The sequence below is a fragment of the Sphingomonas sp. MA1305 genome (assembly GCF_016107325.1).
In the GTDB taxonomy this organism is placed as follows: domain Bacteria; phylum Pseudomonadota; class Alphaproteobacteria; order Sphingomonadales; family Sphingomonadaceae; genus Sphingomonas.
The window spans coordinates 319,289-334,207 of sequence record NZ_RCVT01000002.1 but is presented as its reverse complement, the minus strand read 5'-3'; the positions used below and the strand labels follow the sequence as shown (position 1 = coordinate 334,207).

General features: G+C 66.7%; 9 protein-coding genes. 6 read left to right on the top strand and 3 right to left on the bottom strand.

What is annotated here, in order from left to right:
• Positions 1-151 precede the first annotated feature (151 nt).
• Together D9601_RS09490 and D9601_RS09485 are read left to right on the top strand one after the other, a co-directional pair.
• Positions 152-3,157, top strand: coding sequence for a TonB-dependent receptor (locus D9601_RS09490; RefSeq protein WP_198353759.1), 3,006 nt, complete (start codon positions 152-154; stop codon positions 3,155-3,157).
• A gap of 91 nt (positions 3,158-3,248) precedes the next feature.
• A complete protein-coding gene (locus tag D9601_RS09485; protein ID WP_198353758.1) occupies positions 3,249-4,643 on the top strand; it encodes a tetratricopeptide repeat-containing sulfotransferase family protein in 1,395 nt (464 codons plus the stop codon).
• Here D9601_RS09485 and clpB read toward each other — a convergent pair.
• Positions 4,631-7,210 (bottom strand): ATP-dependent chaperone ClpB, encoded by a 2,580-nt coding sequence (clpB, locus tag D9601_RS09480; RefSeq protein ID WP_198353757.1) that lies wholly within the window; start codon positions 7,208-7,210, stop codon positions 4,631-4,633. The two genes, D9601_RS09485 and clpB, sit on opposite strands and share 13 nt — an antisense overlap.
• A gap of 197 nt (positions 7,211-7,407) precedes the next feature.
• On the opposite strand from clpB, the gene D9601_RS09475 reads away from it, so the two are divergent.
• The 4 genes from D9601_RS09475 (at position 7,408) to D9601_RS09460 (ending at position 13,393) form a co-directional block, all read left to right on the top strand.
• Positions 7,408-10,239, top strand: a complete 2,832-nt coding sequence (locus D9601_RS09475; protein WP_198353756.1) for a M16 family metallopeptidase — start codon at positions 7,408-7,410, stop codon at positions 10,237-10,239.
• 24 nt (positions 10,240-10,263) lie between these two features.
• A complete protein-coding gene (locus D9601_RS09470; protein ID WP_198354438.1) occupies positions 10,264-10,563 on the top strand; it encodes a hypothetical protein in 300 nt (99 codons plus the stop codon).
• Positions 10,564-10,683: 120 nt separating this feature from the next.
• The gene (locus D9601_RS09465) at positions 10,684-12,606 is read left to right on the top strand and encodes a CocE/NonD family hydrolase (protein ID WP_198353755.1); all 1,923 of its coding nucleotides are present in this window, start codon (positions 10,684-10,686) and stop codon (positions 12,604-12,606) included.
• Between the two features lie 31 nt (positions 12,607-12,637).
• Positions 12,638-13,393: an energy transducer TonB gene (locus D9601_RS09460; protein ID WP_198353754.1), complete on the top strand. Its 756-nt coding sequence runs from the start codon at positions 12,638-12,640 to the stop codon at positions 13,391-13,393.
• Here the strand turns inward: D9601_RS09460 and D9601_RS09455 are convergent.
• Positions 13,374-14,429 (bottom strand): 5-(carboxyamino)imidazole ribonucleotide synthase, encoded by a 1,056-nt coding sequence (locus tag D9601_RS09455; protein WP_198353753.1) that lies wholly within the window; start codon positions 14,427-14,429, stop codon positions 13,374-13,376. The genes D9601_RS09460 and D9601_RS09455 overlap by 20 nt on opposite strands.
• Positions 14,426-14,881 carry a 5-(carboxyamino)imidazole ribonucleotide mutase gene (purE, locus tag D9601_RS09450; protein ID WP_232474120.1) on the bottom strand — a complete coding sequence of 152 codons (456 nt, stop codon included), beginning with the start codon at positions 14,879-14,881 and terminating at the stop codon, positions 14,426-14,428. The genes D9601_RS09455 and purE overlap by 4 nt, the downstream gene beginning before the upstream one ends.
• Positions 14,882-14,919 lie beyond the last annotated feature (38 nt).

Here is a 14,919-nt window from a genome sequence, read left to right as displayed (position 1 = left end):
GCCACCTTTACAGTGCCGACGCAGGTCTGCTTTCTTCCGGGTCATGTCTCTTGGGGGCTGCGTCAGCAGCTTAAAGGGGGCTTGGCACAGCCCGGGGGCGGCACCGTATAAGCGGGCCGACACACCCCCTCGGGCCAAGCGAGGGAAACACATGATCGAAACTCTGAACTTCGCGCGCCGCGCGTTGCGCGCCGGCACGGCGTTCCAGGCGCTGGCGCTGATGGGCGCCGGCGTCGGGCTGGTTGCGCTGGCCGCTCCGGCCAGTGCGCAGGATTACACCAACGTCACCGCATCGGGCCGCGTGCAGTCGACCGAGGGGCGGCCGATCGCCAATGCGACCGTCGAACTGCGGTCGGATCGGCAGGGCTTCAGCCGCACCGTCACCACCGACGCCAACGGCGGCTTCCAAGTGCCGCAGATCCCTGCCGGTACGTACACCTTCACCATCACGGCCGACGGCTATGACACCTATACCGAAGCCGCCATTCCGCTGACGCAGTCGGGCGCCGCCAACCAGTTCACGCTGGCCAGCGCGGGCTCCGCGGCCAATTCGGGCGATATCGTCGTCACTGCCGGTCGCCAGCGCGTCGCCGACTTCAACCAGACAACGACCGGTGCGGTCATTAACGTGTCCGACCTCGCCAACCGCGTTCCCGTCGCGCGCGACATCAACTCGATCATCCAGCTGTCGCCGGGCACCGCGCAGGGCGATTCCGCGTTCGGCAATCTGGCGTCGGTCTCGGGTTCGTCGGTCGGCGAGAACCAGTTCTTCGTCAACGGCCTGAACATCACCAACTTCCGCAACTTCCTCGGCGCCAATGCCGTGCCGTTCGAATTCTACGATACGGTCGATGTCAAGAACGGCGGCTATCCGGCGGAATTCGGTCGCGCGACCGGCGGCTTCGTCAACGCGACGACCAAGTCGGGTTCGAACACCTTCCACGCCGGCGCGTTGTTCATCTGGGCACCCCGCGATCTGCGCGACACGTCGCCGAACACCCAAACTGCCGACAACGATTCGGCTTATTCGGAAGACACGCGCGCCGACTTCTATCTGTCGGGTCCGATCATCAAGGATCACCTGTTCTTCTACGGCCTTTATGAGAACCGCTACGTCAAGTCGGGCTCGGGCGGCCTGATCAGCAAGACATTCACCGACACGAAGACCACTTCGCCTTTCTTCGCTGGCAAGGTCGACGCGATCATCACCGACGGGCAGCGGCTTGAATTCACCTATTTCCGTACCACCGGTGAATCGACCAACGTCTATTCGACCTACGATCCGACCACGAACCGTATCGGTGCTTATCAGTCGAACAACATCAGCCAATACGGCGGCGACAATTACGTCGGTCGCTATACCGGCACGTTCGCAAAGTGGCTGACCGTATCGGCCGCTTATGGCCGCAGCAACGACCGTCAGAACACGATCTCCAGCACACCGAACCTTGCGACGGCGATCGACTATCGCTCCGGTACGCCCGGCGTGAACAATGCGGCGGGTGTTCTGGTCCCGGGATCGAATGCCGTCACGACGCAAACGCGCAACGAGGACAAGCGCGAATTCTATCGCGGCGACGTGGACATCTATGCCAAGTTCCTCGGGTCGCATCACTTCCGCTTCGGTTACGATCGTGAGAACCTGACCACGATCGGCACCACAAACTATACCGGCGGCGCATATTATCGCATCTATAGCTCGGCGACGCTGGGCGATTACGTCATTCGCCGCCAGTTTGAGAACGGTGGCTCGTTCACGTCCGAAAACACCGCTTATTATGCTGAAGATCAGTGGTCGCTGTTCGGCAACCGCCTATCGTTGAACCTCGGCATCCGCAACGATCGCTTCGAGAACAAGAACCCCGTCGGCACGACCTTCTACAAGTCGGGCAATCAGTGGGGGCCGCGTCTCGGCTTCACCTTCGATCCGATCGGTAACGGCCGCAGCAAAATCTATGGTTCGTTCGGCCGCTACTTCCTGCCGATCGCAGCGAATACGAACATCCGCTTGGCGGGCGCGCAATACGACGTGTCGGACTACTTCCTGCTCAGCGGCATCGGTGCAAACGGTCAGCCGATCCTCGGCGCGCCGATCAACACGCGCTCGCTCTGCATCCGTAACACGAACCGCAACTGCAGCATCACCGGCAATGGTGTCGTGCCGTCCACAGATACGACGGTCGGTACCAATCTGAAGCCGCAGTCGGTGGACGAATACATCCTCGGCGGTGAATTTCGCCTCGGTCAGTATTGGAAGTTCGGTACCTTCTTCACGTATCGCAACCTGAACCGCGCGCTGGAAGATTCGGCGATCGACCAGGCGGCGATCAAATACTGCAACGCCAACAATCTCGGCTGCGCCAGCCTCTACTCGGGGTTCAGCCAGTACGTGCTGAACAATCCGGGCGAGTCGCTCGATGTCACGCTGCTCGACGGCACCAAGGCGACGTTGACCCCGGCACTGCTCGGCTACCCGAAGGCGACGCGCACCTACAAGGCGATGACCTTCACTGTTGATCGTGAGTTCGACGGCAAGTGGAGCATCTCGGGTTCGTACACGCTGGCATCGAACGTCGGTAACTACGAAGGCGGCGTGAAGTCCGACATCGGTCAGGCCGATACGGGCCTGACCCAGGACTTCGACCAGCCCGGCTTCACTTATGGCGCATACGGTTATCTGCCGAACCATCACCGCCATAACATCAAGCTGTATGGGTCGTACGCAATCTCCGACTTCTTCTCGGTCGGTGCCAACCTGCAGGTGGTGTCGCCGCGTAAGTTCGGTTGTATCGGTGTCGTGCCGACTAGCATCGACCCGTACGCAGCGGCCTATGGCGTTGCCGGTAACTATTGCCGCTACGCCAACGGCTCGGTCAGCAACGCCAATCCGATCGTGCTGGTGCAGCGCGGCTCAGCCTTCCAGTCCGACTGGCAGACCAGCCTCGATCTGACCGCGCAGTTGGTCCTGCCGACCGATGCGATCAACGGCTCGCTGCGCTTCGAGGTCTTCAACGTCCTGAACTCCAAGGCGGTGCTGAAGCGCAACGAATTCGGCGGCGTCGACGACTCGACGCTTTCGGCGGCGAACAATTACAAGCTGCCGACCCAGTATCAGGCGCCCCGTTACGGGCGTGTCACGCTGGCGCTTCGCTTCTAAGCGTCACGATCAGCATGACTCACCTAGGGGCCGGGGAAACCGGCCCCTTTTTTGTTGCCCGTGGCGCCCGCCCCCGCTTAGGTCATGACTAATGACGTCGCCTTCCGCCGCATTGGCCGCTCTGCAGACCGCCTTCGGACGGCGGGATCGCCGGACGATCAACGCCATCCTGTATGAGCTTCTCGATCGGGACGCGAACATCGGCGATCGGTGGCCGATGATGGCCGATGTCCTGGCCATGCATGGGGAATGGACGCTGGCGATCCGGGCAAGTGAACGGGCTGTCAGCTCTGTCCCGAACGATCGCGCCCGGCGGCTGGCGCTGGCCGCGGTGCTCGCGCGTAGCGGGCGACACGATGCGGCGCGCGCCGCCCTCGAAAGGCTGCTGACGCAGGCGCCGGACGACGCCGTTCTCCACCATTTCGCCGGCGCGCTTGCATCCGAAGACGGCCGTTTCGACGCGGCCGAAGATCATTTCCGGCGGGCTTTGGCTCGGTTCCCGGCGTCCGGACAGACATGGCTGGAGCTGGCGGCGATCCATACTTTCACCTTGGATGATCCGCTGTTCGCTCAGATGCGTGACATATCCGGGAAGGCGCCGGCGGTGCCCCTGCACTATGCGCTTGGCAAGGCGTGGCATGATGTCGGGGAGTTCGATCGGGCCTTTGCCGATTTCATCGCCGGCGCGCGCATCGTCGCGAAGGAACGCCCCTATGATGCGCACACGGACCGCCGCGAAGCGGAGGCCGCCATCGCCGGCTGGCGTTCGCGCGCGCTGCCGGGTGGGGATGGCGGTGCAGAGACCATCCTTATTACCGGCCTGCCGCGGTCGGGAAGTACGCTGGCCGAGCAGATTTTGAGCAGCCATCCGCGTGTTGCGGCGGGCGGCGAGCTCAATGTTCTACCCATCCTGCTCGGCGATCGGCCGCCCGACCGCGGCGATGTCGACGCGACCGCTGACGAGTATCGCCGCTTGGTCGGCGAGCGGCTGACGTGGAACGATCGTGTCGCCGACAAGACGCTCGATCTCGGACGCCGCCTGGGCCAGGCGTTGACCGTGCTGCCCGGTGCACGGTTGATCTGGATGCGCCGCGCGCCGCTCGACCTCGCCTGGTCATGCCTGCGCACCTATTTCGCGCAAGGTGTGCCGTGGAGCTGGGACCAGCAGTCGATCGCCCGCCATATCCGGATCGAGGAGATGCTATTGTCCTTCTGGCGGGAGCGGCTCGGCGACCGGCTGCTCGTCGTCGACTATGAGGCGCTGACCGCGGACCCGACCACCCAGATCCGGCGAATGGAAGAACATGTCGGGCTCGATCACGACGAGGCGACGCTCGCGCCCCATCACAACACCCGCCCGGTGCTGACGTCGAGCGTGTGGCAGGTGCGCCAGCCGCTCAGCCGCCGCGGCGTCGGTGTCGCCGAACCCTATCGGCGACACCTGGAGCCCTTTCTCCGGGAATATGAGGCGGCTCAGTCGATCTGAAGCGCCAGCTTCCCTTCGCCTTCGTCGACGTGCACCGTCGACCCGTCCTTGACCTCGCCGCGCAGGATCGCCTCGGCGAGCGGGTCCTGCAGATAGCGCTGCACCGCCCGCTTCAGCGGCCGCGCACCATAGACGGGATCGTAGCCGACCCGGCCGAGCCACGCCCGCGCCGCGTCGGTCAGATCCAGCGTCACCTTGCGGTCGGCGAGCAACTTGCCGACGCGCGCGACCTGGATGTCGACGATCGGCCCCATATGGCCCTGACCCAGCCGGTGGAACAGGATCACCTCGTCCAGTCGGTTGAGGAATTCCGGCCGGAAATGCGCGCGGACGATCTCCATCACCTGCGGCTCGACGGTCTCGACCGGCTGCCCCTCCTCCAGATTGGCGAGATACTGGCTGCCGAGGTTGCTGGTCAGGATGATCAGCGTGTTGCTGAAATCGACGGTGCGGCCCTGGCCATCGGTCAGCCGGCCGTCGTCGAGCACCTGCAGCAGCACGTTGAACACGTCGCCATGCGCCTTCTCGACCTCATCGAACAGCACGACCTGATAGGGCCGGCGCCGCACCGCCTCGGTCAGCACGCCGCCTTCCTCATAGCCGACGTAGCCGGGAGGCGCGCCGATCAGGCGGGCGACGGCGTGCTTCTCCATAAACTCGCTCATGTCGATGCGCACCATCGCGCTCGCATCGTCGAACAGAAATTCAGCGAGCGCCTTGGTCAGTTCGGTCTTGCCGACACCCGTCGGCCCGAGGAACAGGAACGAGCCGAGCGGCCGGTTGGGATCCTGAAGACCCGCACGGGCGCGCCGTACCGCCGTCGACACGGCGCGGACCGCGTCGGCCTGGCCGATGACGCGCTGGCCGAGCACCTGCTCCATCTTGAGCAATTTGTCGCGCTCGCCTTCCAGCATTCGGTCGACCGGCACGCCGGTCCAGCGGCTGACGACGCCGGCGATATCGTCGGCGGTGACCTCCTCGCGCAGCATCGCCCCCTTGGTCGCACCCGCCGCCTCCGCCAGCTGCTTCTCCAGCGCGGGAATGCGGCCGTAGGACAGCTCGCCCGCCTTGGCGAGATCGCCCTGGCGCTGCGCCTGCTCCAGCTCGAGCCGGGCGGCGTCGAGCTGTTCCTTGAGCTTGGCCTCGCCCGCGATCTTGTCCTTCTCGGCCTGCCAGCGCGCGGTTAGTTCCGCCGACTGCTGTTCGAGATTGGCGAGTTCGTCCTCCAGCGTCTCCAGCCGGTCAATGCTGGCGGCGTCGGTCTCGCGGCGCAGCCCCTCGCGCTCGATCTTGAGGCGCAGGATGCGGCGGTCGAGCGCCTCGATCTCCTCGGGCTTGCTCTCCACCTCCATGCGGATACGGCTGGCGGCCTCGTCCATCAGGTCGATCGCCTTGTCGGGCAGGAAGCGGTCGGTGATGTAGCGGTTGCTGAGCGTCGCCGCCGATACGAGCGCGCCGTCGGTGATCCGCACGCCATGGTGCAGCTCATACTTCTCCTTAAGCCCGCGCAGGATCGAGATCGTGTCCTCGACCGTCGGTTCGCCGACGAAGACGGGCTGGAACCGCCGCTGCAATGCCGGGTCCTTTTCGACGTGCTTGCGATATTCGTCGAGCGTGGTCGCGCCGACGCAATGCAGTTCGCCGCGGGCGAGCGCAGGCTTGAGCAGATTGCCGGCGTCCATCGCGCCTTCGGATTTACCCGCACCGATCAGCGTGTGCATCTCGTCGATGAACAGCACGATCTGGCCCTCGGCGCCCTTGACCTCGTCGATGACGCCCTTCAGCCGCTCCTCGAACTCGCCGCGATATTTCGCGCCCGCGATCAGCGCGCCCATGTCGAGCGCCATCAGCGTCTTGTCCTTGAGCCCGTCGGGTACGTCGCCGTTGGCGATGCGCAGCGCGAGGCCTTCGACGATCGCGGTCTTGCCGACGCCGGGTTCGCCGATCAGCACGGGATTGTTCTTGGTGCGGCGCGCCAGCACCTGGATCGTACGGCGGATTTCCTCGTCGCGGCCGATGACGGGATCGAGCTTGCCGTCGCGCGCCGCCTCGGTCAGGTCGCGCGCGAACTTCTTGAGCGCATCGTAGCGATCCTCGGCGCTCGCGGTATCCGCGGTACGGCCGCCACGCAGCTGGTTGATCGCGGCGTTGAGCGCCTCGGCGCGGACGCCCGCCGCCTGCAGTGCCTTGCCGGCCGCGGTGTTGAGGCTGAGCGCGAGCGCGACCAGCAGCCGTTCGACGGTGACGTAACTGTCGCCCGCCTTTTGCGCGATCTGCTCGGCCTGGTCGAGCACGCGGACTGCGTCGTTGGACAGGCCGGGCGAATTCTGCGCCCCCGAGCCGGAGACGGCGGGGATTTTCGCCAAGGCGGCGTCGATTTCGGTCGCGGCTCGACGGGCGTCGCCGCCCGCGGACTGGATCAATCCGGCCGCCATGCCCTGCTCGTCTTCGAGCAACGCCTTGAGCACATGTTCGGGCGCGATCTGCTGGTGGTTCATGCGGATCGCGACGGTCTGCGCGGATTGCAGGAAGCCCTTCGCGCGGTCGGTGAATTTTTCGAGGTTCATCTGGAGGCCCTGTTTCCTTCGGGTGTCAGATGGTGTTGCATTTGAGCAACACAAGGGGGTGGCAGATCGCGTCGAGAAGATCGCGGCGCCGGGCACCGTTCGTCAAGCGACAGTGTAGGGTCGACAAGCCCCAACACTATTGCACGGTCGTTATCGACCGTTATGCTCCCCTCAAACACCGGATGGGGAGACTCCGAATGAAGACGCTTTGGCTCGCGGGCGCGGCATTGACTGCGCTTGCCACACCGCTTTCCGCGCAGACCGCCAAGCCGGTCCCTGCCGCGGAACTGGTCCGTCAGGTTAACATCCCCTATCAGCAGTTCACCCTCGCCAACGGATTGCGCGTCATCGTCCATACCGATCGCAAGGCGCCGGTCGTTGCGGTCAGCGTCTGGTACGATGTCGGCGCGAAACACGAGCCGAAGGGTTCGACCGGCTTCGCGCATCTGTTCGAGCATCTGATGTTCAACGGATCGGAAAACGCGCCGGGCGACTTCTTCGAGCCGCTGAAGCAGGTTGGCGCGACCGACTTCAACGGCACCACCAATCTCGACCGCACCAATTATTTCGAGACGGTGCCGACCGCGGGCCTCGACCGCGCCCTGTACCTCGAGTCGGATCGCATGGGCTATCTGCTCGGCGCGATCACGCAGGCGAAGCTCGACGAGCAGCGTGGCGTCGTCCAGAACGAGAAGCGCCAGAACGACAACCAGCCCTATGGACTGGTGCAGTACAAGGTCACCGAGGGCCTGTATCCCGCGACACATCCGTACGGCCATACCACGATCGGTTCGATGGCCGATCTGGACGCGGCGAGCGTCGATACGGTCAAGAACTGGTTCCGCGACCATTACGGCCCCAACAATGCGGTGCTGGTGCTCGCCGGCGACATTGATGTCGCCACGGCGAAACCGCTGGTCGAGAAGTATTTCGGGGCGATCAAGCCGGGGCCGAAGAGCGTCCGGCCGAATGCACCCGTTCCCACGCTCGCCGCGCCCAAGGCGGAGACGATCAAGGATCGGGTCGCCGCCGTGATGGTCAGCCGCTTCTGGACCATTCCGGGTGGCAACGATCCCGATTCGGCCGCGCTCGAGGTCGCCGGTTCGGTGCTCGGTGGGCTGGCCTCGAGCCGCCTCGACAACATTCTGGTCAAGCAGGAGAAATTGGCGGTCAACGTGTCGGCGGGGGCGAGCCCTGGCGCGCAGGTCGGCACCTTCTCGATCCGCGCGATCGTGCGGCCGGGCGTCGACCCGGCGCTGGTCGGGCAGCGGATCGATGCGATTCTCGCCGATTTCCTGAAGAACGGTCCGACCGCGGACGAGGTCAACCGCGTCGTCACCACCCGGGCGGCCGGGACGATCGAGGGACTGGAATCGGTCGGCGGATTCGGCGGCAAGGCGGTCGCGCTGGCGCAGGGCGCGCTGTTCTACGACGATCCCGGCTATTACAAGAAGCGGCTGGCGGCGCTGGCCGCGCAGACCCCCGCCAGCGTCAAGGCGGCGGCGGACAAGTGGCTGACCCGTCCGGTCTATGCGCTGACCGTCGAGCAGGGGCCGCGTTCCGCCTATGAGGAGGCGCGGGTGCCGGCACAGACGCCGGTCGTCGCCGCGCCCGACACGCCGGTGAAGGGCACCCGTGGGCCGCTGCCCGCGGTCGGCCAAGTCGCCGCGCTCAGCTTCCCGACGGTGCAGCGCGCGCGCCTGAAGAACGGCATCGAACTGGTCTATGCGCAGCGCAATGCGGTGCCGGTGACCCAGATGGCGCTGTCGTTCGACGCCGGCACCGCCGCCGACGTGCCGGGCAAGCTCGGTACGCAGGGCGTGACGCTGGCGATGATGGACGAGGGCATCGAGGGCCTCAATTCGATCCAGCTCGCCGAGGCCAAGGAGCGGCTGGGCGCGACGATCGGTGCCGGCAGCAGCACCGATCGCACGCTCCTGCAACTGGAAGTGCCGAGCGCCAATCTCGTGCCCGCGCTCGACCTGTTCAGCAAGATCGCCCGCGCGCCGACCTTTCCCGACGCCGAACTGGCCCGCGTCAAGCAGCAGACGCTCGCCGGCATCGCGCAGGAACTGACCAGCCCGAACGGCCTGGTCGGCCGCGTGGTGCCGCCGCTCGTCTACGGCCCGACCTATCCCTACGCCAAGGCGCAGGGGGCGGGGGATCCGCGCGCGGTCGCCAGCCTGACCCGCGCCGACCTGATCGCCTTCCAGCAGGCGTGGCTGCGGCCCGACAAGGCGAAGGTGTTCGTGGTCAGCGATCGGCCGCTCGCCGAGGTCAAGGCCGCGCTCGACGCGCGCTTCGGCGACTGGCAGCCGACCGGGGCGGCGGGCGTCAAGGATTTCTCCGCGCCGCCGCAGCCGTCCGCGCCGAAGATCGTGCTGGTCGACCGGCCGGACAGCCCGCAGTCGGTGATCGTCGGCGCGATCCCGACCGCGCTGAAGGGGACGCAGGATACGCTGCCGCTGACCACCGCCAACGACGCGCTGGGCGGCAGCTTCCTCAGCCGGCTCAACATGGACCTGCGCGAGACGCGCCATTGGTCCTATGGCGCCAATGGCCGCTTCCAGACTGCGGTCGAGGCCGCGCCCTATGTGATCAGCGCGCCGGTGCAGGCCAACCAGACCGGCCCGTCGCTCGCTTCGGCGCGGGAGGACGTGATCGGCTTCCTCGGCAAGCAGCCGATGACGCAGGAGGAGTTCGATCGCGCGATCAAGGGCGGGATCAATGCGCTGCCCGGCAGCTACGAGACGTCGGATGCGGTGCTCGCGGCGATCCAGGGCAACGACACCTACAAGCGCCCCGACGATTACCAGATGACGCTGGCGACCCGGCTGCGCGGCTTCACGCTGCCGCAGCTCAACGCCGCCATTCAGGGCGCGCTCGATCCCAAGCGGACGATCTGGATCGTCGTCGGCGATGCCGCCAAGGTGAAGCCGCAGCTTGACACCCTGGGGCTGCCGGTCGAGGTCGTACCGGCGAGCGCGGTCGCCGGCACTCCTGCCGGCGCGGCGCCGGTCGCGAAGTAACCCTTTGTTTCTCGGAGAGTGATGATGGCCGAAATCGACGGCACCTGGGACTGCACGGTCAAGTCGCCGCTGGGCGACCAGAACATGACGCTGACCATCGCCACCGACGGGGGCAGCTTCACCGGCACCGCGTCGGGCGCGATGGGATCGAGCGACATCAGCGGCGATGCCGCCGGCAATACGATCACCTGGAAGCAGCAGATGACCTCGCCGATGCCGATGACGCTCGACATCGAGGCGACTGCGGACGGCGACACGCTGACCGGATCGGTCGGCGCCGGCGCCTTCGGCAGCTTCCCGCTGTCGGGGACCCGCACCGCGTGAGGATCGCCCCACGATGAAATACCGGGCCCGTCCCGCTCCACCGGTGGTGGCAGCGGGGCGGGCCTTTTTCGTTGCACCGCCCGTCATGGTGACGGGCTCGTCGTCTTGAGGAGGATGTCGATGAACCGCCCGCTGCTGCTCGCCAGCGCTTTCGCCCTGTTGGCCACTGCCGGCGCCGCCCCGGCGCAGCAGCGGGTCAAGCCGGTGACCTGGACCGAACGGCCCGCCACGCCGCCGGTGGTGCCCGACGCGTACGGCTATACCCGCCGCGTCGTCGACATCCCGATGCGCGACGGGATCAAGCTGCACACCGTGATCGCCATTCCCAAGGGCGGCCGCGACCTCGGCATCCTGATGACGCGCACGCCCTATGACGCGGAAAGCGCGCTCGGCGCCAACCCCAGCGGCTATGCCGCGCCGACCGACGACGGCACCACCGGCGCCGATCCGATCACCGCCGGCGGCTATATCCGCGTCTTCCAGGACGTTCGCGGCATGCACAAGTCGCAGGGCGGCTATGTCATGAATCCGGCCCCGGTCGGCACGCCGTTCAACCCCAGCAAGGTCGACGATTCGACCGACACATACGACACGATCGACTGGCTGGTGAAGAATGTGAAGGAATCGAACGGGCGGGTCGGCATCACCGGCATCAGCTACGACGGCTTCCTGTCGCTGATGCCGCTGATCAACCCGCATCCGGCGCTGAAGGTGGCGGTGCCGATGAACCCGATGGTCGACGGCTGGCGCGGCGACGACTGGTTCCACAACGGCGCCTTCCGCCAGACGATGATGCCCTATATCCTCAGCCAGCAGGCGACCGCAGCGGCGGACACGCCGTTCCGCACCGGCTATTCGGACGATTACGAATATTACCTCAAGGGCGGATCGGCGGGCGCGATCGCCGCCGCGACCGGCGTCGACAAGATGGGCTTCTTCCAGAAGATCCTCGAACACCCCACCTATGACAGCTATTGGCAGAGCCAGGCGATGGACAAGGTGCTCGCCGGCCAGCCGCTCAAGGTACCGGTGATGCTGGTCGACGGCCTATGGGACCAGGAGGACATCTACGGCGCGCCCGCGGTCTATCGTGCGCTCAAGCCCAAGGATACGCGCGGCGACATGGTCTTCCTGTCGGCCGGCCCGTGGTTCCATGGCCAGGAGGCGGGCAACGGCGACGCGCTGGGCGCGATCAAATGGGACAGCGACACCGCCAAATGGTGGCGCCGCAACGTGCTGGCGCCGTTCCTCGCGCATTATCTGAAGAGCGATCAGCCGGCGATGGACGTCGCGCCGGTGACCATCTTCCGCACCGGCACCAACGAATGGCAGCGGCTGCAATCCTGGCCGACGGTCGCCGCGGCATCGGCCACGCGGCTGTACCTGAAGCCGGGCGGCGTATTGGGCTTCACGCCGGCCGACGGCACCGCGCAGACGGTCGACTATGTCTCCGACCCGGCGGCGCCGGTCAGCTTCCGCGTCCGGCCCAACAAGCCGACCTATGCCCCCGGCTCGACCTGGCGGCAGTGGCTGGTCGACGATCAGCGCGCGGTGTCGGGCCGACCCGACGTGATCACCTTCGAAACCGAGCCGCTGACCCAGGCGGTCACCGTCGCCGGCGTGCCGGAGGTGCATCTGAACGCCTCGACCAGCGGCACCGACAGCGACTGGGTAGTCAAGCTGATCGACGTCTATCCGGAAGGGCTGAAGGCCGACACGACCATGGGCGGCTATCAGCTGGCGGTGTCGATGGACATCTTCCGCGGCCGCTATCGCGAGAGCCTGTCCCAGGCCAAGGCGCTGACCCCCAATGTCCCGCTCGGCTATCAATTCGCGCTGCCGATGGTGAATCATGTCTTCCAGCCGGGGCACCGGATCATGGTGCAGGTCCAGTCGAGCTGGTTCCCGCTTTACGATCGCAATCCGCAGACCTTCGTGCCCAACATCTTCCGCGCCCAGCCCGCCGATTACGTCAAGGCGACGCAGAAGGTGACGGTGGCGGGACCGGACGAAAGCTTCATCGCGCTTCCGGTGGTGAAGTAACGGCGGCCGGTCCGCAGTTGGACCTCCGCAGATGACCGAGCCGGCAGCACCCGATCGCCGCGCGCTGGCGCTCGCCATCGCACTGCACGGGATGCTGCTGGCAATGCTGCTGATGCAAAGGGCGGCGCCACCGCCCGTACGGGAGGAGGCCCCTGCCCTGGCGGTGTTCGACGTCACGCCGCCACCGCCGCCGCCGCCCCCGCCTGAGCCGCCACCGGCGAAGGCAGCGATCCGACCGATCGCGCGTCACGCGTCGGCGCCGTCCGGAGGTTCGCCCCGCCCGCCGCCGCTTGCCGCTGACACGACGCCGGAGCCTTCGGCCCCACCGTCGACCCTGTCTGCAACGGTTCCGTCGCCCTTTGCCGCCGACGGAGTCCCCGACCAACTGGCCGGTCAGGGTGGCGACGGCCGCGGCACCGGTCAGGGCCGCGGTGACGGCGTCGGATCGGGCGGCGATGGCATAGGCTACGGGCGCGCGGAATGGATCCGCATGCCCACCAACGACGAGATGGTGCGTCACTGGCCCGACCGCTCGCTGCGGCAACGGATCGACGGCACGGTCTATCTGGGCTGCGCCGTTCCCAAACCGGGGCCGCCACGCCGTTGCTGGGTGTTGAGCGAACAGCCGCAAGGGATCGGGTTCGGCCGGGCCGCGCTGGCGATGGTGCCGGACTTCCGCATCCGGCCGGTGACGCGCAACGGGCTCGTCACCGATCTTCCCGTCATCGTGCCGCTGCACTTCGCGGTGAAGCGCACCGCGTCGCGGTTCAGCGGCTCACGACCGTGACGTGACCCATCTTGCGGCCGGGACGCGCCTCGCCCTTGCCGTAGAGGTGGAGGTGCGCGCCGGGCTCCGTCAGCGCCGGCGCCCAGGGATCGTCGCCGATCAGATTGCGCATCTCGACCTGCCCGGTCGGCGTCGTCGAGCCCAGCGGCAGGCCGCAGATCGCGCGGATATGATTCTCGAACTGCGAGGTCTCGGCACCCTCGATCGTCCAGTGACCGGAATTGTGGACGCGCGGCGCCATCTCGTTGAACACCGGGCCGTCCGCAGTGGCGAAGAATTCGCAAGCGAGCACGCCGACATAGCCGAGCGCATCGGCGATGCGGCAGGCCAAGGCCGTCGCCTCCGCTGCCTGCGCCAGCACCGCTGCCGGTGCGGGTACGGTGGAGCGGCGCAGGATCGCGTCCTGATGGACATTGTGCGGCGGATCGTAGCGGACCGCGGCACCGTCGTGACCGCGCGCGATCAGAATGGAAAATTCGTGACTGAAGCGGATGAACCCCTCCAGCACCGCGGGGCCACCGATCGTGTCCCACACCTGCGCTGCGTCGTCGGGACTGGCAATAACCGCCTGCCCCTTGCCGTCATAGCCGAAGCGCGTCGTCTTCAGGATCGCCGGACAGCCGATCCGCGCCAAAGCGGCGTCAAGGTCGGCACGGCTGTCGACCGCAGCCCAGGGCGCAGGCCGGCCGCCGACCTGTTCGACGAAGCGCTTTTCGGCAATGCGATCCTGCGCCACGCGCAGCGCGGCCGGGGCGGGATGAACGGGGACGCGGCCGGCGAGCCATTCGACCGGCGTGACGTCGATATTCTCGAATTCGTAGGTGACGACGTCGCAGGCGGCGGCGAAATCGGCGAGTACGATCCGGTTGTGGTAGTCGGCGCGGGTCAGGCTCGACGCGGTCTGCGCAGCAACGCTCTCGCGATCCGGTGCAAGGACGTGGGTGCGATAGCCAAGCTGCGCCGCGGCGACCGCAAGCATGCGGCCGAGCTGGCCGCCGCCGAGGATACCGATCGTCGCGCCGGGATCGAGCCTCATGCCGGATCCACCGCGACACCGTCGGTCTGGCGCCGGCGCCAGTCCTGCAACCGCTGCGACAGCGCATCGTCGGCGGTGGCGAGGATCGCCGCGGCGAGCAGGCCGGCGTTGATCGCGCCCGGCTTGCCGATGGCGAGCGTCCCGACCGGGATGCCACCGGGCATCTGCACGATCGACAACAGGCTGTCCTGCCCCTTCAGTGCCTTGCTCTCCACCGGTACGCCGAGCACGGGCAGATGCGTCATCGCCGCCGCCATGCCGGGCAGATGCGCCGCGCCGCCGGCGCCGGCGATGACGACCTTGAGGCCGCGGGCGGCGGCGGACTTGGCGTAGTCGTACAGGCGGTCGGGGGTGCGGTGCGCGGAAACGACCTTGGTCTCGTGCGGCACGGCGAGCTCGTCGAGAACGGCGGCGGCGTGGCGCATCGTGTCCCAGTCGGACGTCGATCCCATGATGATGCCGACCAACGGGTCTGTCACGCACTGCTCCT